This is a genomic window from bacterium, assembly GCA_023150945.1.
Classification (GTDB): Bacteria; Zhuqueibacterota; Zhuqueibacteria; order Zhuqueibacterales; family Zhuqueibacteraceae; genus Coneutiohabitans.
Window position 1 is genome coordinate 480836 of record JAKLJX010000002.1, and the last position, 18297, is coordinate 499132.

The 18297-nt window shown below is 59.5% G+C and carries 17 protein-coding genes; 1 reads left to right on the top strand and 16 read right to left on the bottom strand.

Annotated elements, in window-relative coordinates; translation table 11 throughout:
* Positions 1-102: 102 nt before the first annotated feature.
* The 16 genes from L6R21_05230 to L6R21_05305 all read right to left on the bottom strand — a co-directional run bounded on the left by L6R21_05230 (position 103) and on the right by L6R21_05305 (position 17776).
* Complete coding sequence (locus tag L6R21_05230; GenBank protein ID MCK6558581.1) at positions 103-825, bottom strand: STAS domain-containing protein; 723 nt, start codon at positions 823-825, stop codon at positions 103-105.
* Between the two features lie 343 nt (positions 826-1168).
* A complete protein-coding gene (locus L6R21_05235; GenBank protein ID MCK6558582.1) occupies positions 1169-2656 on the bottom strand; it encodes a glycogen synthase in 1488 nt (495 codons plus the stop codon).
* 78 nt (positions 2657-2734) lie between these two features.
* On the bottom strand, positions 2735-3733 hold the full coding sequence (gene galT, locus L6R21_05240) for a galactose-1-phosphate uridylyltransferase (protein MCK6558583.1): 999 nt from the start codon (positions 3731-3733) through the stop codon (positions 2735-2737).
* Positions 3734-4037: 304 nt separating this feature from the next.
* Positions 4038-4877: a tetratricopeptide repeat protein gene (locus L6R21_05245; protein MCK6558584.1), complete on the bottom strand. Its 840-nt coding sequence runs from the start codon at positions 4875-4877 to the stop codon at positions 4038-4040.
* Positions 4878-4961: 84 nt separating this feature from the next.
* Positions 4962-6125, bottom strand: coding sequence for a porin family protein (locus L6R21_05250; protein MCK6558585.1), 1164 nt, complete (start codon positions 6123-6125; stop codon positions 4962-4964).
* A 107-nt stretch (positions 6126-6232) separates the two neighbouring features.
* Positions 6233-7465, bottom strand: coding sequence for a rod shape-determining protein RodA (rodA, locus tag L6R21_05255; GenBank protein MCK6558586.1), 1233 nt, complete (start codon positions 7463-7465; stop codon positions 6233-6235).
* Positions 7466-7467: 2 nt separating this feature from the next.
* Complete coding sequence (gene mrdA / locus L6R21_05260) at positions 7468-9279, bottom strand: penicillin-binding protein 2 (GenBank protein MCK6558587.1); 1812 nt, start codon at positions 9277-9279, stop codon at positions 7468-7470.
* 39 nt (positions 9280-9318) lie between these two features.
* Positions 9319-9801, bottom strand: a complete 483-nt coding sequence (gene mreD, locus L6R21_05265) for a rod shape-determining protein MreD (GenBank protein ID MCK6558588.1) — start codon at positions 9799-9801, stop codon at positions 9319-9321.
* Positions 9802-9806: 5 nt separating this feature from the next.
* The gene (gene mreC / locus L6R21_05270) at positions 9807-10652 is read right to left on the bottom strand and encodes a rod shape-determining protein MreC (GenBank protein MCK6558589.1); all 846 of its coding nucleotides are present in this window, start codon (positions 10650-10652) and stop codon (positions 9807-9809) included.
* A 37-nt stretch (positions 10653-10689) separates the two neighbouring features.
* Positions 10690-11721, bottom strand: coding sequence for a rod shape-determining protein (locus L6R21_05275; GenBank protein MCK6558590.1), 1032 nt, complete (start codon positions 11719-11721; stop codon positions 10690-10692).
* Positions 11722-12021: 300 nt separating this feature from the next.
* On the bottom strand, positions 12022-13581 hold the full coding sequence (gene purH / locus L6R21_05280) for a bifunctional phosphoribosylaminoimidazolecarboxamide formyltransferase/IMP cyclohydrolase (protein MCK6558591.1): 1560 nt from the start codon (positions 13579-13581) through the stop codon (positions 12022-12024).
* A 23-nt stretch (positions 13582-13604) separates the two neighbouring features.
* A complete protein-coding gene (purN, locus tag L6R21_05285; GenBank protein MCK6558592.1) occupies positions 13605-14234 on the bottom strand; it encodes a phosphoribosylglycinamide formyltransferase in 630 nt (209 codons plus the stop codon).
* Positions 14235-14313: 79 nt separating this feature from the next.
* Positions 14314-15258, bottom strand: a complete 945-nt coding sequence (locus L6R21_05290) for an LD-carboxypeptidase (GenBank protein MCK6558593.1) — start codon at positions 15256-15258, stop codon at positions 14314-14316.
* Positions 15259-15408: 150 nt separating this feature from the next.
* Positions 15409-16779 (bottom strand): 30S ribosomal protein S12 methylthiotransferase RimO, encoded by a 1371-nt coding sequence (gene rimO / locus L6R21_05295; protein MCK6558594.1) that lies wholly within the window; start codon positions 16777-16779, stop codon positions 15409-15411.
* Between the two features lie 157 nt (positions 16780-16936).
* Positions 16937-17146: a type II toxin-antitoxin system PemK/MazF family toxin gene (locus tag L6R21_05300; protein ID MCK6558595.1), complete on the bottom strand. Its 210-nt coding sequence runs from the start codon at positions 17144-17146 to the stop codon at positions 16937-16939.
* A gap of 246 nt (positions 17147-17392) precedes the next feature.
* On the bottom strand, positions 17393-17776 hold the full coding sequence (locus L6R21_05305) for a hypothetical protein (protein MCK6558596.1): 384 nt from the start codon (positions 17774-17776) through the stop codon (positions 17393-17395).
* Positions 17777-17818: 42 nt separating this feature from the next.
* On the opposite strand from L6R21_05305, the gene L6R21_05310 reads away from it, so the two are divergent.
* Positions 17819-18297 (top strand): IS630 family transposase (locus L6R21_05310; GenBank protein MCK6558597.1); only part of this gene is annotated, 479 nt, incomplete at its 3' end.

Sequence of the window (18297 nt, forward strand, 5' to 3'; positions counted from 1 at the left end):
GCAATTGCTGTACCAGCGCTCAGGCGGGCGAAGCAGAGGTTGTTGGGAAAACGACTGCCGGAGCAGAAACTGGAAGGAAGAGGAAACCGGGGCCCTGCAACCTCAGCGCGAGCGATAGAAACGATACCGCTTGTCCTGGGTATCGAGGTTCAGTTTGCGGAGAAGCTGATAGAGCTTCCACCAGCCGATCTTGACGAAGCCGAACCGGTCGGTGTTGAGGCTTTGCGCGATCTTGCGCACCCCCAACGCAGGGTTCTCAATGATGATGATTTTTATCTTTTCCGTGAGTGGCAGGACACGTTCATCAATCTTCGGTTTGGTGAATGCCGAGCGTGATTTGGCCCGCGCCCCCTCCGCTTCGCGCAGGCGCGAAACAGATTTGGGCGGATCCAGTACCGCCACCTCTCCTGTGGTCAATTCGGCCGGACTGTAGGATTGCGAGATGCTGCGGGTCAGGTCCAGGCCGATCGACAGATCAAAATCGTCAATCGCCTCCTCGAGGGATTCGTAGGCATCCAGAATGCGGTTGAACTCCAGCATTTCAAAGACGTCGTGAACCTCCGGGATCATCTCCACGATCTTCAAATCCCCGCCATTTTCGCGGATGCCCTTGATCTCGCCCACAAACACACCCCATCCCGCCGAGCTGACATAGTTCACCTGGCTCATGTCCACGATCAAATGATAGATGCCCTCGCGGAGCACCCGGGTGATCTGGGTCAGCATTTCTGAGCAGGTCTGCGTGTCGATATATCCCTTGACACGAAACAAGGCGATGTCACGACGGGTGCCGACCTTGGTGATTGAAATCTCGATTCCTTCCATCAACTGAGCCTCTTGCCAGTGCTGGCATCCTTTTTAGTTTTCAAATTTTATGCCGTAAACGGCACAACCATCATCTTCGCCCTGCGCCGGCGCCGGAGCGCTGGTGCCGTGTGCTGAGCTGTCCGCCAGTAGGTTTGAGTTGACGTAACCCTTGTATTTGGGGGCGGAAGTGATCCCCGGTGCGCAACGCGGAGAATCACCTTCCTGGCGCGCAGCAAGAGCGCACGAGTTGGGCAGGCAAAATTGTGACACTTGTCGAGAATTTGTTCACTCTTGAAACAGCCGGCGTATCATCGTAAGACGCAAAAGGCCAAACCGGCACAACCGGACGGCCGGGGACCGGCTACTTTTTGCCCCGCGTCATGAGCTTGGCGTAGAGCCGGGTGTACTCCTCGGCTACCGCCTCCCAGGAGGCATTTGCCGTCATCGCGGATTTGGCCACCCTGGCCCAGCGCTTCTTGTCATGAAACAGGGTGACCGCGCTTTTCAGGGCTTTGACCATCTCTTTGGCCTCGGGATTGGCGAGCAGAAACGCATTTCCGGTTCCCGCCTTGCGGCAATCCTGCAGCGCTTCGGTGTAGCCCTCGTGGTCCATGAGCAGCGGCACCGCGCCGTAAGACATGGCTTGCAGCGGCAGCGCAGACTTCAGCAGCACGCCCGATACCGGCAGCACCAGGTCGCTCGCGGCGAGCGCACGATGCAGCAAAGGCTCATCGTAGCCGAGCTGCACCGCCATCTTGCCCGCATATTTCTTGCGATGTTTTGCCAGCACCTTCTCGGTTTTGGGATTCGCCACGCCGAGATAGACGACGTTGAAATTGAGCGCCAGCGCCTCGCCGAGTATCGAATCGATTTGATCGAGCACCTCCGCGCCCTCGCCTTGATCCAACATGGCGAGCAGCGGCGTTTCCTCCGAAAACTTGCAGGCGACACTTTCCAGAAACTCCTTCTTGCCGCGCAGCTTGCCGGAGAGATCGCTCTCGGAAAAATGCTGGATCAGGTGGGGACTGGCGGCCGGGTTCCAGAGTTTGCGGTCCACGCCATGCGGCGTGCCAGTGAGCAGCTTGCGCCGTTTTTGCATGGCCTCATCGAGGCCTTGGGTGCGGCCGCCGCTCTGCAGCAGTTGCCTGGCGTAGCCCTCGCCGATCACGTTGATCAAGTCGGCGCTCAGCAGGCCGGCCTTGAGGAAATTGAACTGGCCGTTGAGTGCAATCTGGCTCTCCGGGTAGTGCAGGGAGTTGGCGCCCTCGACGGCCTTCAAGAGATTGGCGGAAAATACGCCCGGCTCCGCAAAGTTGTGCACGGTGAGCAGGACTTTGGTGTTCTTGAAAAAGGCGTCGTCACGGTAGGCCGTCTTGAGCAACACTGGAATCAGCGCGGTTTGCCAGTCGTTGCAATGAATAATGTCCGGCTGCCAATGCAACAGCTTCAAGGTTTCCAGGCAACCCTTGCAGAACAGCGAAAAGCGCTCGGCATTATCGGCATACGGCTTCTTAGTTTTGGGATCAACGTAGAGACCCTGACGGTCAAAAGCGGGTTTCTGATCGAAGAAATAGATTTGCACTTTGGAGTCGGGCAGGAACGCCGATTTGCCGTTGGCGACGTGGGTTTCGCGCGCCCACGGCACCGCCATGTCTTTCAAGCGAATCACGTCGCGCAGAACGTATTTGCGTTCGTTGACACTGCGGTAGTTGGGCATCATTACACGGATGTCATGATCCATCTCCTTGAGCGCTTTGGGAAGGGCATTAGCCGCATCCGCGAGCAGGCTGGAGCCAACAAAGGGCGAAATTTCCGCTGCCACATAGAAAATCTTGAATTTGTTTTTCATTACGCCGTTCCTGTTTCTTCTGCTTCAATAACTCGTTCACTGCTGCTGCCGGCGGGCGCTGTGCGCCGCACGGCGGGTTCAGAGGCGAGCATCGCGCAAGTGCTGGGCAGCCAGTTCCGGTGGCGTCGGATTGATGTAGAAACCGGAGCCCCACTCGAACCCGGCGACCTTGGTCAGCTTCGGAATGATTTCGAGGTGCCAGTGGTATTCCAGCGAGGCCTGCTCCTGCACTGGGAAAGTATGAAGAATGAAATTGTAATGGGGATCCTCCAGGGCGCTGCTGATGCGCTGCAGGGTTTCCTGCAACGTCACTGCCAGGCCGTGATAGTGCTCCGGCTCGGTGGCCTCGAAGTGGGAGGCATGCCGGGTGGGGAGCAGCCAGGTTTCAAAGGGGAAACGCGGGGCAAACGGCTCGAGAGCGACATAGTCCTCACGCGCCACCACCACGCGCTTGCCGGAATGCAGTTCCTGCCGGAGAATGTCGCAGTAAATGCAGCGCTCTTTCAATTCAAAATGCCGGCGCGCGCCCTCCAGCTCCTCCTGCACGCGTTTGGGAATGATGGGCGTGGCAATGAGCTGCGAATGCGAATGCTCCAGCGAGGCGCCGGCGGCCGTGCCGCGATTCTTGAACACCAGAATGTATTTGAAGCGGGTGTCGTTTTTCAAATCCTGGATGCGCTGGCGATAGGTCAGCAGAATGTCTTTGACGTGCTCGACGGGCAGATCCGACAGCTCGGCCAGATGATTGGGCGATTCGATGATCACTTCGTGGGCGCCCACGCCGTTCATCAGATCATACAGCCCTTCGCCGCGGCGATTGAGATCGCCTTCAATTTGCAGTGCGGGAAATTTGTTCGGCACGACACGAATGTTCCAGCCGGTGGTGTTGGGGGCGGAATGGTTCGGGCGGGTGGCGACGATCTCGGGCGGTGTCTTGTCTTCATTGCCCGGACAAAAAGGGCAAAAGCCGCCGGACCGCGTCTTCGGCTCGACAAACCAGTCGCCGGGCCGCTTTCCCCGTTCGGTCGAAATGATCACCCAACGATCGGTGATGGGATCCTTGCGTAACTCCGGCATGCGTAGTTCTTATGTCCTGAGATTCTGGTCAAATTGCTGATTCGGCAGAATGGCCCGCCGGCAGGCCGGGAAGCCCGGCCGAAGTGCCGCAGCGTTGGGCGAGGCGCCTGTCGGTGTCGGCCTCGCTGTTGCTGCGCTCCCGGGTTTTCCCAAGCGGTCCGCGCTGGCGGCTGCAGAGATTTCACGGGTGTGGGCTGGAAACCCGCTTCACCCTGGTGTAATGAAAAAGGTGGCACTAGGCCACCCCGTGGGCACATCGACAGCAGCGCGATGCTGAGCGCATTTCTTTCCGCAGCGGGCCGGCCTACATCTGGCTGAGATAGCGCCTGGCCTTCGCAACATATTCGCTGTTGGGGTAAATGGCGAGCAGTTGCTCCAACTCGCTGCGCGCGCGGGCGCGATCACCCAGCCGCAAATAACAGAGGCCCAGCTTCAGGTGCGCATCATCCAGCTTGTCCGACCGCGAAAAGGCGAGCACCTTCTGAAATTCCGCGATCGATTGCGCGAAGTTGCCCAGCCCGTAGTAGCATTCGCCGATCCAGTACTGCGCATTGTCCGCCAGACTGTTCTTATCGTCTTCCGCCAGCAACTCGGCGAACACCTGGATGGCATTGCGATATTGTTTTTGCTCATACAGCTCGCGTGCCTGAGCGTAGCGCTGGGCATAGTTGCCGCTGACGGTGACTGTCCGGCTGTTGCTGCTGCTCCGCTTTTGTGCGGCCTCCAGTTCGGCCTGCAATGCCTGCAGGCGGCGTTCCTTCTCACTGACATCGGCCTGCAACGTGGAAATCTGCTGGTTCTTCTCCTGCAATTCGCGCTGCAGGCGTGACAATTCGGGGCTGGTCTCGGGCTGCGTCACCACCGCCGGTTCCGCGGTGTCGGGTTTTGCGGCCTCGGGTTTCTTGGCCTCCGGCACGATGCCCAACAGCCGCAGCACCTCATTCTCGTCGTCCGTAGTGGCGGGTTGCGCTGATTGCTCGCCGCCTTCGAGTAAACGATCAATATCCACCTCTTCACCGGGCGTGCCTTCGGTTTGGGTGGTCTTCCGGCTGCCGCCGCAGGCAGTCATGAACACCAACACCAGCAACCCCAGCAGAGCAAGGGCAGCCCGTGAAATTGCCCAACGAAAAACTCTTTGCCTCATTACCGTCTCCTGGTCACACTAGGATGGACCCGCTGATATGTCCTGGCGCCACGCGTACCATTTACGCACAAATACCGTGAAGCTTCATTTTTGATGACGGTTGACCACGTAACCGGCAGCGCCCCAGCCGCCCGCTGCCGCGAAAAATGCGGCGACGCGCCACCAGGTTTCCCGGCCGTGCACCATGATGTAGTTCGGCCGGTTGGGCAGCCCGCTGTAGCCCAAACCGCTGATGGCCTCATCGACCGCTACTACGCAGTACTCCAGGCCGCCTTTGGGAATGCTGGGACCCGGGATAATGGCCTCGTAGATCTCGCGGTCGCTGGTTGCCATCGGCTCCACCAGCCAGCGCCGCACGTTCACCGGCCGGTGCAACACCGCGGCTTTCAACAAGTTGCGGTTTTCGTAGATCTCCGCCTGAATGCGCAAATCCCTGCCGGCAGTTGCCCGCTTGAGCGGGTGATGAATGACGATGGGCGGAATCTCATCAGCGCTGCTGGTGGCGCCGCTGCCGGTGAAGGCAAGCAGGCTGGTGCTGATCTGCGTGTCGGGCACGCCGTCATGATCCATGTAACCATCGCGGTCTTCGCGGGCGCGGGAATCCAAATCATACCGGTCCCACACGCCGTCGCGATCGCGGTCAGGCGTTCCGCCGCCGAGCTTCATCGTCAGGCCGGTGAAAAGGGTGATCAAGCCGTCATGCTCGTCACCGCTGAAATCCAAATCAAGCTTGTCGCTGAAGGTGTAGCGGAAGGCGGCGCCGGCTGACCAGTTGAAGCGCTGTGAGAGTGAAACCTCAAATCCGCCGGCCGCCTTGAGCAGGTAGGCGCGTTCTTCCTTGCGCGAGCCGCCCTGAAACGGTTCGCGATTGTCTTTGCGCACATTGTACCACAACAAACCGCCGGCGCCCAGAGTGACAAACGGCGAGAACGTTTTGTAAGGTGAGTAGCGCAACGTCACGTCAAACTCAATGGGGAGGGCGATGGCGACGGAGTCCTGGCGCGTGTCATCATCCGTCAGGAATTCGCCCAGGCCTGCTTCGAGGCCGAACGCCAGGTGGGGATCCGGAGAATAGTAGGCCAAGGCGCTGCCGAACGGCCGCAGAACCGCTTCCTTAACATCTCCTTCGATGCGCCCCACCCCGCCGCGCAAACCAAAACCGAATTTGGAATCCTGCGCTCGCACCGGCACGGCCGCGATCATCACCAAAATGCCCCAGAGCAGCCAACCTCTCTTGCATGTCTTCACAAGGTCAAGCCCCGTATCAAAACTGTAAAATTTTCGAGATTAAGGTATGAAAGTTCACTCTGAATGTCAAGCCTTCCTTCCTGGCGCGCCAGCGGCTGGGGCTGCAATCAGTACTGAAAGCGCCGCAATCCCGCGTTGAGGATCAAGCCCACCAGCGTCATGTTCGTCCACAGCGAAGAGCCGCCATAGCTCAAGAACGGCAGCGGAATGCCGGTGACCGGCATGATGCCCACCGTCATGCCGGTGTTGACGATGACGTGCACGCCGATCAACGTTACGCAGCCCACCACCATCAACGTCAGAAATTTGTTTTTGGCGGACACCGCAATACCGAGGGCGCGCCAGAGCAGCACGAAGAACGTCAGCAGCACCAGGGTAACGCCCCAGAAACCCAACTCCTCACCCACCACCGAAAAAATGAAATCGGTGTGTTGCTCCGGCAAAAAGCGCAACTTGGTTTGCGTGCCGCGTGCCCAGCCTTTGCCCCAGAAACCGCCGGAGCCGATGGCAACCTGCGATTGCGCGACTTGATAGCCCGTGCCGCGCGGATCCTGCTGCAGGCCGACGAAGGTGAGGATGCGGGTCTTTTGATAATCCTTCAGCCGGTTCCACAAGCTGGGGGTGAGCGCGCCGACGCCGACATTCAACACCAGCACGGCGAGCAACACCGGCAGCTTGCGCTTGGAGAGCAACAGCACGACGATGATCAGAATCATCGCGGCGCCAAACGTGTAGACATTGAAGGCCGAGAGCAACGTGATGATCGGGCTGACCACCAGAAACACGATGAAAGGCGACAATCCCGCCCAAAACAAAACCGGCAGCAGCAGCGAGGCCACCACGATCGCGGTGCCGAGATCAGGCTCCTTCAAAATCAAGGCAGTGGGCACCAGCACCATGGCGAAACAGACGCCGATATCTTTGAGCGACCGCAAATCGCGCGCTTCATCGGAGAGATAACGTGCCAGCGCCAGCAGGGTCGCAATTTTGGCGACTTCGGCGGGCTGAAAATGCACCGGCCCGAGAATAAACCAGCGATGCACGCCCTTGCCGCCGCCGACAAACAGCACGAGAATCAACAACACCACGCTTACGCCGTAGAGGCTGTAAGCCACGCCTTTGAGATATTTGACCGGCGTCAGCACCACGGCCGAGGCGAGCATCGCGCCCGCCAGAAACCAGATGATTTGCTTGGCAAAGCTGTGCCGAATTGCCGCGGAAGTGGTGGGCGAATTGGTCGTGCTGTAAATCGCCATCAGCCCGACGGTGACGAGCAGAAGGACACAAACGATGATGACCTTGTCGATGTCCTTCCAACTGATGTTGGCACGTGCTAACATAATCAGTCCGCTGCCTCTTCCGCTTCCGACTGTGGCGTCAATTTGTTGTTCTCGACCAGGAAGCTCAAAATCTTGCGCGCGATCGGCGCCGCGGCGCCGCTGCCCGAGCCGCCATTCTCGATGAACACGCAGAAGGCGATCTGGGGATCATCAAACGGGGCGAAGCCGATAAACCAGCCATGCGGCTCACCGTGCGGGTTTTGCGCGGTGCCGGTCTTGCCGGCGCTCACCAAACCCTCGACCCGGGAACGGACCGCGGTGCCGCGGCTGCCATTGACAACCAAAAACATGCCGCGCCTCACCAAGGCCCAAGTCTCCGGCCGAATCCCCTTCACCTGCATCGAATCCGGTTCCACGGCTTCCTCCGCGCCGGTGAACGGATCCAGGACGCTGCGGCGCAAGCGCGGTTTGAAACTGTGGCCTTCATTGGCAAGTGCCATCGCAAAAGCAGCCATCTGCAAAGGCGTCACCAGCAGGTCGCCCTGCCCGATAGCCAGATTCAACATCATGCCCTTGCCCCAACGATCCTTGCCGTAGCGCCGATCGAGATAGGCCACGTTCGGCAGCAGGCCGGCGTTTTCCTCGCCAAGGTCAATGCCGGTGGCCCGGCCAAAACCGAAGCGCTCGGCATAGTCCGACCAATGCTCCAACCCGACGCGGAAACCCATGCGATAGAAGTAAACGTTGCACGATTGCTCCAGCGCGCCGAGCAGATTGACCGTGCCGTGGCCGCCTTTCTTGTGGCACTCAAAGGTCCGTCCGCCGAAAACATAGTAGCCCGGGCAAAACACCGTTTCATTGGGATTGATCAGGCCGGTTTCCAAGCCCGCAATGGCGGTGATCATTTTGAAGGTCGAGCCGGGCGGATACACACTCTGCACCATGCGATCGTAAAGCGGCTTGTTGGGATCATTGAGCAGGCGGTTCCAAATCTCGGGCGTGAGGGTGCGGGAAAAAAGCTCGGGGTCGAAATCCGGTTTGCTCACCAGCGCCAGGACATCGCCGTTCTTGCAATTCAACACCACGGCGCCGCCGTTCTTGCCGGTCAGCTCGGTCTCCAACATGCGTTGCAACGAAGCATCGAGGCCGAGCAGCACGTCCTTGCCCGGCTCCGGCGGATTGTTGCGAAAGCGCTCGCCGTCCTGCTCGGTGAGATCGCGGATGACGCGGCCCAAGGCGTCCACTTCGATGAAGCGATGGCCCTTCACCCCGCGCATCACGCCCTCGTATTGGCGTTCGATGCCCTTCTTGCCGATCAAATCGCCCGGACTGTAGTTGTCGCCGTAGAGACTCAGTTCAGCGTCGCTGATTTCGCTGAGATAGCCGAACAAATGCGGTGCTTTCACGCCGTGGTCATAGGTGCGGCGCGACTCGGCGCGAAAATCCACACCGGTCAGCTCGAGGCGGCGTTCATTGAGCAGGCTGAACGCGGCGAAATCAACCTGGCGGCCGATTTTGACCGGCACGAAGTTGCCGCGCTTGTTGCGGTCAATCTGTTGCTTGAGCTCGGCGGGGGTGGTGCGCAGGGCCGCGGAGATGATCTCATAGGCCTGCGGCGCATTGCGAATCTCGATGGGCACGGCATAGATGGCGTAGGCCGGACTGTTCTCCACCAGTACTTCGCCGAAGCGGTCGCGAATCAGGCCGCGCGGCGGATCGACTTCGATCACGCGCACGCGATTCTTGTTGGCCTCCTCGAGGAACTGCTCGCCCCGCAAGAGTTGCACGTATGCGAAGCGACCGATCAGAACCAGAAACAGGAGCGCGAGGCCACCACTGAAGAGGCGGCGTTTGGATTCCAGACTCAGTTCCATACGGGCAGGGCTGGTTGCGGTGCGGCGGCCATGGCGTTTCTATTTTCGCTCGAAACTCTTGGCAAACAGCAAATGCGCGATGGCTGCCAGCACCAGGGTGTACAGGGAATTGGGAATCACATAGCGAACGATCAAATGCAGAAGGCTGAAATCAGCATCAAAATAGTAGATGCCGTCGCGAATCAAATTGTGCACCAGCGCCGTGGCCAGGGTGATGCCGAGGGTGACCTGCAGGCCGAACTTGAGCTTGTCGCGTGCCAGGTAGGCGGCCACGAATCCCGCCACCGCTTTGGCCAGCGCCTGCAGGCCATAGAGATGGGTGGCGAAAGCATCCTGGGCCAGCCCGGCAAGAAAACCCGTGACGATCGCCGCGATGGCGCCGTGCCGGATGGCCGAGAGCACCAGCCCGACAACCAGCAGGTCCGGTGCCACTTCATAAATCGTCAGCAACGGAACAAAGCCGACCTGCACGAGCAGGAAGATCGAGAACGTCAACAGGTATTTGAGGACGCGCTTTGCCAACTGATTCAGTCTCCGCTGGTGGAATCCGCGACCGTCACTTGAAAACTCTCGGCCGGCGTGGTGATCACAAACAATTCTTCCAAACGATCGAAACGCACCGCCGGCTCCAGCGGGATGCGCATGAAGGGTTCGCCCTTTTCGAGCGAAGGCGCAATCACTTTGCCGATGCGCAAACCCGGCGGATAAAGCGCGCTGTAATCGGAAGTGACCACCATATCGCCCGCCTTGATGACGGCATTGCGCGGCACGCCGGTCATTTCCAATCCGCGCGTGTCACTCCACGACACAATGCCGAGCACGCGACCGCCCTGCGAACGGGCGCTCACACTGAAATTGCGATCGAGCATCAATTGCACCAGGCTGGTGCGCTCGTTGACTTTGTAGATCTTGCCGGCCAGACCCTCGGGCGTCACCACCGGCATGTTCACGCGCATGCCCTGCCGGGCGCCGAGATCGATGATCACGGTGTTGGGCGTGCGGCTGCGTTCGGCGAACAGCACCCGGGCGCTGCGGAACTGCAGCGGCGCACGCTCGCGGTATTCCAACAGCCGCCGCAGCCGGAAATTCTCCAGGTACGCCTCGCGCAGTTGGCTGTTCTCCAGCATGAGCTGAGTGGCGCGTTGGCGCAGCGCGCTCATCTCCTCGGCGGATTGCGTCAGGCGCGCGAACCAGCTCAGCTTCTCCTGCAGCATGGCCAGCCGGTCCACCGCCAGCCCGCGGAGTGCATCGATCTGGGGCGCATCATTGTTGAAGAGAATGGCGATCGCGGCCACGATGGCGGCGAACAGCGTGAAATACTCCCGCCGTGAAATGAGGTATTCGTTGGAGCGATCGAGCAGCGCGGTCTTCATGGCTTTCAGGCAAGGTCCGTGTCACGTCCGGGGCGGCTCAATAGCGCTTGACCTTGGTCAGCACCTTTTGATATTTGTGAATCGCTTCCAGCACTTTGCCGGTGCCGCGCACCACCGCGGTGAGCGGGTCTTCGGCCACGATGATGGGCAGGCTGGTCTCGCGGCGCAGACGCTCGTCCAGGCCTTTGAGCAGGGCGCCGCCGCCGGAAAGTGCGATGCCGCGGTCGAGGATGTCGGCGGACAATTCCGGCGGCGTTTGTTCCAGGCAGTGCTTGGTGGCTTCGACGATGGCATTGACGCAATCCGCGAGCGCCTCCTGCACTTCTATCGAGCTGATCTCGACGGTTTTGGGAATGCCGGCGACCATGTCGCGGCCGCGCACGGTCATCGTGGCCTTGTCCTGATAGGGCGCCGCGGAGCCGAGCGTGATTTTGATCTGCTCGGCGGTGTTTTCGCCGACCAGCAGGTTGTAGTTGCGTTTGAAATGTTGCACGATGGCTTCATTCATCTCGTCGCCGGCGATGCGGATCGAGCTGTGATTGACGATGCCCGACAGTGAGATCACCGCGATTTCGGTGGTGCCGCCGCCGATGTCGATCACCATGCTGCCCACCGGCTCATCGATCGGCAGTCCGATACCGATGGCCGCCGCCATCGGCTCGTCGATCAAATGAACTTCGCGCGCGCCCGCGTGTTCCGCGGAATCGCGCACCGCCCGTTTTTCCACCTCGGTGACGCCGCTGGGAATGCTGATCGCCATGCGCGGCCGCCAGATGCGCGTCACCTGCACGGTGCGGATGAAGTGACGGATCATGGCCTCGGCCAGCTCGAAATCCGCAATGACGCCGTCTTTCATCGGCCGCACGGTCACAATCTCGTTGGGCGTACGGCCCTGCATCTCCTTGGCAGCATGGCCATAGGCCACGATCTCCTGGTCGATCTTGCGCAATGCGATGATACTGGGCTCGTTGACGAGAATGCCGCGGCCCCGCACGTAGACCAGGGTATTGGCCGTGCCCAGGTCCATGGCAATGTCAGTTGACAAAACGTTTTGCAAAGAAAAATTCATGCGCGATTCGCCTTTCCTCACGGCAACGTGTCTTACAATGAGGTGAAGATACGTTGATCTCTTCAGTTGTTCTTGTTTTTTTGATGACGATGCAGCCGCTCACGCCATTCTTTCCGTTCGGCGAAAACCTACACACGCCTTCCCCCTCTTCAATTCCCCTCGATGCTTGCCCGCATGAGCCGGTTGGCGGGCGCGTCGCCACGGCGGAAAATCCGGTTGCGGCGCAGACAGCGTGCGTTTGGGCCGGTGGGCCGGTGAGCTGCCAGTCAATTTTGCCTTCCTTCTGTTAGAGAAGCCGGACTAATGGCGGAAGTGCCGCACGCCGGTGAACACCATTGCCATTTTATGCTGATCAGCCGCTGCGATGACCTCGGCGTCGCGCAGCGAACCGCCCGGCTGAATGATCGCCTGCGCCCCGGCGGCAGCAGCCTGCTCCACGCTGTCGGCAAACGGGAAAAACGCATCGCTCGCCACCACCGACCCTTGCAGCTCCAGGCCGGCGCGCCGAGCCTTTTCGACCGCGAGCCAGGCGGAATCAACGCGGCTCATTTGTCCTGCGCCGATGCCGAGCGTGCGATCGTCGCCGCAGAAGATCACCGCGTTGGATTTGACGGCGCGCACCACCTTCCAGGCAAAACGCAACGCACGCCATTGCTCCTCCTCCGGCGGTCGCTGCGTGACGACGCGGAATGCGGTTTCATCGTCGTTGCCGGTATCCGGCTCCTGCACCAACACGCCGCCCGCAACCGTCTTGCAGTCGAAGGCAGCGGGCGCCGGCTGGCTGATACCATCCATTTCCAGCAGCCGCAGATTTTTCTTGCCCGCCAGCATGCGTTGCGCCTCGGCGCTGAATCCCGGCGCCAGAATCACTTCGGTGAAGTTCTCCGCAATCGCAGCGGCGGTTTCGCCATCGACTACGCGATTGCAGCCGATGATGCCGCCGAACGCCGACACCGGGTCGGTGGCCCTGGCCTTACGGAAAGCCTCCTCCAGCGAATCAGCAACCGCCACCCCGCAGGGATTGGCGTGCTTGATAATAACACAGGCCGGCTCGTCAAAACAGCGCACGAGATCGAGCGCCGCATCGGCATCGGCAATGTTGTTGTAAGAAAGCTCTTTGCCCTGCAACTGCCGCGCGGCAAAGAACCCGGCGGCCGGACCGGTGCGGTTGCGATAAAAGCCCGCGCGCTGCTGGGGATTCTCGCCGTAGCGCAATTCTTGTTTTCGGTCCAACACCAAAATCATGGAGGTGGGCAGATCGTCTTGACCCGTCTGGCGGTGCAGATAATCCTGAATCACGGCATCGTAGCCGGCGGTGCAGGCAAAGGCTGCGATCGCCAATCGCCGGCGCGTGGTCTCGCTCACTTCGCCGTGGTTCTGGCGCAACTCCTCGCAAAACGCAGCATACTGGCGCGGCTGTGACAGCACCGCCACGCCGGGGAAATTCTTGGACGCCGCGCGCAACAGGGTGACGCCGCCGATATCGATATTCTCCAGCGCTTCGTTGAGCGTGGTTTGCGGCTGCGCGATCACGTTCTCAAACGGATAGAGATTGACCACGACGAGATCGATCAACCCAAAACCATGATGCGCCGCCTCCGCAAGCTGCGCAGGCTGATCGCGTTTCGCCAGCAATCCGCCCAGGATTTTGGGATGCAGCGTCTTCACCCGGCCCTCCAAAATTTCGGGAAAGCCGGTAATCGCCTCGACCGGCGTGACTGAAAAGCCATTCTGCTGCAGCAGCCGGGCGGTGCCGCCGGTGGCAATCAACTCGATGCGGTGTGCTGCCAGGGTTTGCGCCAGCTCCAGCAGGCCGGTTTTGTCATGGACGCTGAGCAGGGCGCGCTTAATGGACGACACGGGGTCTCTCTCGCGTTTCACGTTCAGGATTTGGGTCGTATGCGAACCTGTCTGCCGCTGATCACGACTCGGTCTTCCGCAAAAAGCTGTAGCGCTTCCGGCAAAATCACATGCTCGACTGCGAGCACGCGGCCGGCCAGTGTTGCCGCGGTGTCATCATCGTGCACCGGCACGCAGCGCTGCACCACCGGGCCGCCGCTGTCGTATTCTTCATCCACCAGATGCACCGTGGCGCCACTCACCTTGCAGCCATAGGCGAGCACGGCCGCATGCACGCGGCTGCCATACATGCCCTTGCCGCCGAAACTCGGCAGCAGCGCAGGATGAATGTTGATCATGCGGCCGGCAAAAGCGCGCACCACCGCCACGGGAATCTTGCGCAGATAGCCCGCCAGCACGATGAAATTGCAGCCATGCTGGGACAAAGCCTGCAGCAGCGCGTGTTCATAGTCCTGCGGTGAAGTGAAGCTGCTGGGCGCGAGCACGCATTCGGGAATTCCCTCGTCGCGTGCAATTTGCCGCGCACCGGCCGCCGGCTGGTCGGTGAGCAACAGCGCCACCCGCGCGGCCAGCTTACCGCTGCGAATCGCTGCGACGATGGCCTGGAAATTCGAACCGCGGCCGCTGGCAAAAACTGCAAGGTGAAGATCCATCTGCCCTCGAACACATGCGAAACCGCAATTGCGCTCCGCCCCACTCGCCGGCTCGCCCGGCGTGGGTCATGGTGAATTTCTAAACCACCGCGGCTTCGGTAACCGTCAAGCGCCGCTGCCGTCCGCTCACGAGCAGCTCGGCGCTGGCGCCGACCGGCATGGTGTGTTTGCGGCCGGCGTGGCCATATTCCAAATTCATCAAAGCGGGCACGCGCAACGGGCGAATGAAATCCTGCATCAGATCCTCCAGGCGCAGCGAGGGTGCGCCGTTTTTCGCCTCGCAATCGATCATCTGGCCCAACACGAATCCGCCGATCTTGGCGAACACGCCCAGTTCACGCAGATGCACGAGATAACGATCGATGCGATAAATCTCCTCACCGATTTCCTCGAGGAAAAAAATGCTCTTTTGCACCGCCGGCATGAACGCGGTGCCCGCCACCGTGGCCACCAGCGAGAGACAGCCGCCGAGCAAGCGGCCGCGCACTCGTCCCGCGGTAATCGCGGCAAACGGCCGGTCCTGCTGCGGCTCCAAATCGCCGCAGGGCACTGGTTCCGTGATCATCCGCCAAAACTGCGCTGCGGTGAAGGGATCAATGCCCCGGCCCATGTCCGCTGCCACCATCGGCCCGGAGAAAGTGATCAAGCCGGTGCGCCGGAAGATCGCAAGCTGCAGCGCGGTGATGTCGCTGTAGCCGACGAAGATTTTGGGCTGGTCGCGGATGGCGTCATAATCGAGCAGGTGCAGCAGGCGGGGGGTGCCGTAGCCGCCGCGCACGCAGATGATCGCCCGCACCTGCCGGTCACGGAACATGGCGTTGAGATCGCGGCTGCGCTCGCGATCACTGCCGGCAAGATAGCCGTTCTCGCGATACACAAACTTACCGAGTTTGACGCGATAACCCAATCCTTCCAAATAGCGCACGCCCTGTTCGAGCAACTCGGGCTTCATGGGACTGGCGGGCGCCACCACGCCGATGACTTCACCGGGGCGCAGCCGCGCCGGTTTGATGATGCGGGGCAATGTTGTTCTCCGTTATCATTACCACTGCAATTGCCTTCCAGCAGGGATTCAGTGAAGAACTGGGCACAGTTCCAGGTTATTCACAAGGTCCGCGGGATGACAGCAGGATGACAAGTAGAGGCGGATTGAACTCTTCAAGGCCGGCGACCACTAACTCAACACCGGTAAACGGCGTTGCGCCGGCGCTGCCATCGGCGGCGTGAAGCGCGAGCTGGCGGCACGGCCGGTCAGCTCAAAATCGCGGGCGCCAGTGATGCGCACCGAGCTGAACTCGCCGATCGGCAATTGACCGCGCGTAGCCGGCACCACGACGGTGTGATCGATCTCCGGGCAATCCCATTGCGTGCGGCCGCAGTAGGCTTGTTCCTGTTCGTCGTATTCCTCGATCAACACCCGCAACTCACGCCCGATCTGCCGGCGGTTCCACTCCAACGCCACCTGCCGCTGCGCCTCCACCAGCAAATCATAGCGTTCGCGCTTGACTTCTTCCGGCACTTGATCGGCAAACGTGTAAGCCGGAGTGTTTTCTTCGTGAGAATAATTGAAAACCCCCAGGCGCGCAAAATGGCCGGCGCAGACGAAGTCATAGAGGCTCTGAAAGTCTTCCTCTGTTTCGCCCGGGAAACCGGTGATCAGCGAAGTGCGCAGCACCAGATTCGGAATGCTGGCATGCAGGCGGCCAATCAATTCTTCGGTGAATTGGCGGTTGACACGGCGGGCCATGCGCTTCAGCATGCGGTCGCTGACATGCTGAATCGGCAGGTCGAGATACTTGACCACTTTGGGCAGGGTGGCGATCGCTGCGATCATCTCGGTGGTGACGTGATAGGGATAAGCATACATCACGCGAATCCACTCGAGGCCGGCGACCGCAGCGAGCGCCTGCAGCAGCGGGGCGAGTTGCTGCCGGCCGTTCAAATCCAGGCCGTATTGGGTGGAATCCTGGGCGACGAGAATCAATTCCTTCACGCCGTGGGCCGCGAGTTGCCGCGCTTCCGCCACCAGTTCCGGAATCGGCGTGCTGCGAAAGGCGCCGCGAATCTGCGGAATTGCGCAAAAGGTGCAGGGATGCTCGCAGCCCTCGGAGATTTTGAGATAGGCGAAGTGGCGGGGCGTCAACTGCGCGCGCGCAACCGCGGACACACCCTCGCCGAGCAGATTGTGTTTCAGCCGCATCTGCAGCGCCAAGCCGTTGACGATTTGGCGCAAATCCCGGTTGCCGTAAAAACCGTCGACTTCCGGCAGCTCGCGGCGCAGTTCGGGCGCGTAACGCTCAGACAGGCAACCGGTCACGAACACTTGCCGGCAGGCGCCCTGTTTCTTCAGTTCGAGCGCCTGCAGAATCGTGTCGATGGATTCTTCCTTGGCGGACTCGATGAAGCCGCAGGTGTTGACAATGATGGCCTCCGCGGCCGCCGCCTCGGCGACGAACTCGACGCCGCGCAGCCGCAGGCCGCCTTGTAAGAATTCGGAGTCAACGAGGTTCTTGGGGCAACCCAGGGTGATGAGATTGACTTTCAAGCTAGGGCCTTTTATGATTCAACGCTGCATCCGGTGGCGATTGACAATGCTGTGCAGACTTGTGTCATGAGTTCCTTGTCAAGGTTCCCAATAAACTGAACTAATTTTGCTTTCTCAATGGTTTGAATACTGTCTAAATTTATCGCAGACGTATTTTTCAAGCCTTGGCCGGTTCCAACAATGACTGCTCTGGTGCTCCGTGTATCGTAAAGCTTATCGGCACGACAATAAAGCTTATCGGCACGACAATCACATAGTTGAGCAAAGGGATCGCTTGCGAGCGGCCTAGAACCAGCACCGGCCTGCGTTTATCCGGTGGCTTGAATTCATGAAGCCAGAATTCGCCACGATGAATCAATCGATCCATACCTGTTCTCCGATCCACTCGCTGGCCTCGCGATCACACTCTTCACGAGCACGCGGGTCGCCGTAGGCGCGCTCATATTGCCTGTCAGTTTCATGTTCCATCTTCCATTCTAAAAATACGGGCGGCGCCTTGAAAAAACGTTGAACCGTCCATCGCTTTGAAATCTTTATCTTGGTTTATCGCCTCAAACAAGGCATCATCGACTTCGACTTGAATTGTTTTTATAGATCATTCTCGCTCTTTTAGTTATTTCGCCCCGCCGGCGCGGCGCAACTTTTTCAGTTCTGCTTCCAGCTGCGCGGCGCGTTCTTCTGCGGCGCGCAATTGCGCTTTCGACTCAGGCGCTTCCACGGCCAGCGCTTCACGCTCTACCAAAGCCTGCTCCGGCTCGATCAGCCAATCCCTGGCAGCCGGATTATAAAAGCGCAGAACGAAAGGTTTGCGAGGATCATTCGTGGGCAGCGCCCACAAGTCCAGCTTCAATCTCTGGCTCTCCAGCCGCCACCCCTCCGGCGTTTCCAGTTCTTCACCATTGAAAGCCGGCCGCGCCAAGGCTTCCACCGTGCGCGACGCATACTCCTCGCCAACAAGTTGATAACCTCGCAACGGCGGACTTATTGAGTTTTGCATAAGTAATAGGAAATTGACAGTTTTTTGATTATATTAAGAGGCATGAGACCTTATGGAGCTGCCAAGCAATTAGAGAAGCGTCGTCGAAAGGCGATAGCGCTTCTAAGAGCTGGCGAAAAGCCGGCCACTGTTGCCCGCCGAGTGAATTCGTCATTAAGTTCGGTTTACTTGTGGTGGCAACAATTTCGCAAGAATGGAGATGATGGTTTAAACCCTAAACCGACTCCTGGCCGTACACCCAAATTGTCCAACGCTCAACAACAGAAGTTGATTCGACATCTCTTGAATGGAGCCAAAGCCGCAGGCTACGCGACAGAACTCTGGACGCTGGAACGTATCTCGCAACTCATTGAGAAAAAATTTGGTGTACGATATCATCCAAGCCATGTTTGGAAGCTGCTCGGAAAGCTAGACTGGAGCAGCCAGAAGCCGGAACGCCGAGCGATTCAACAAGACGAAGATGAAATCAAAATATGGATGCGCTACAAATGGCCCCACATTAAAAAAAAGCCGAAAAGCTG

Coding starts and splice junctions, on each gene's coding strand:
- L6R21_05230 (MCK6558581.1), bottom strand. CDS start 825: ATGGAAGGAATCGAGATTTCAATCACCAAGGTCGGCACCCGTCGTGAC.
- L6R21_05235 (MCK6558582.1), bottom strand. CDS start 2,656: ATGAAAAACAAATTCAAGATTTTCTATGTGGCAGCGGAAATTTCGCCC.
- galT (MCK6558583.1), bottom strand. CDS start 3,733: ATGCCGGAGTTACGCAAGGATCCCATCACCGATCGTTGGGTGATCATT.
- L6R21_05245 (MCK6558584.1), bottom strand. CDS start 4,877: ATGAGGCAAAGAGTTTTTCGTTGGGCAATTTCACGGGCTGCCCTTGCT.
- rodA (MCK6558586.1), bottom strand. CDS start 7,465: ATGTTAGCACGTGCCAACATCAGTTGGAAGGACATCGACAAGGTCATC.
- mrdA (MCK6558587.1), bottom strand. CDS start 9,279: ATGGAACTGAGTCTGGAATCCAAACGCCGCCTCTTCAGTGGTGGCCTC.
- mreC (MCK6558589.1), bottom strand. CDS start 10,652: ATGAAGACCGCGCTGCTCGATCGCTCCAACGAATACCTCATTTCACGG.
- L6R21_05275 (MCK6558590.1), bottom strand. CDS start 11,721: ATGAATTTTTCTTTGCAAAACGTTTTGTCAACTGACATTGCCATGGAC.
- purN (MCK6558592.1), bottom strand. CDS start 14,234: ATGGATCTTCACCTTGCAGTTTTTGCCAGCGGCCGCGGTTCGAATTTC.
- L6R21_05300 (MCK6558595.1), bottom strand. CDS start 17,146: ATGGATCGATTGATTCATCGTGGCGAATTCTGGCTTCATGAATTCAAG.
- L6R21_05305 (MCK6558596.1), bottom strand. CDS start 17,776: ATGCAAAACTCAATAAGTCCGCCGTTGCGAGGTTATCAACTTGTTGGC.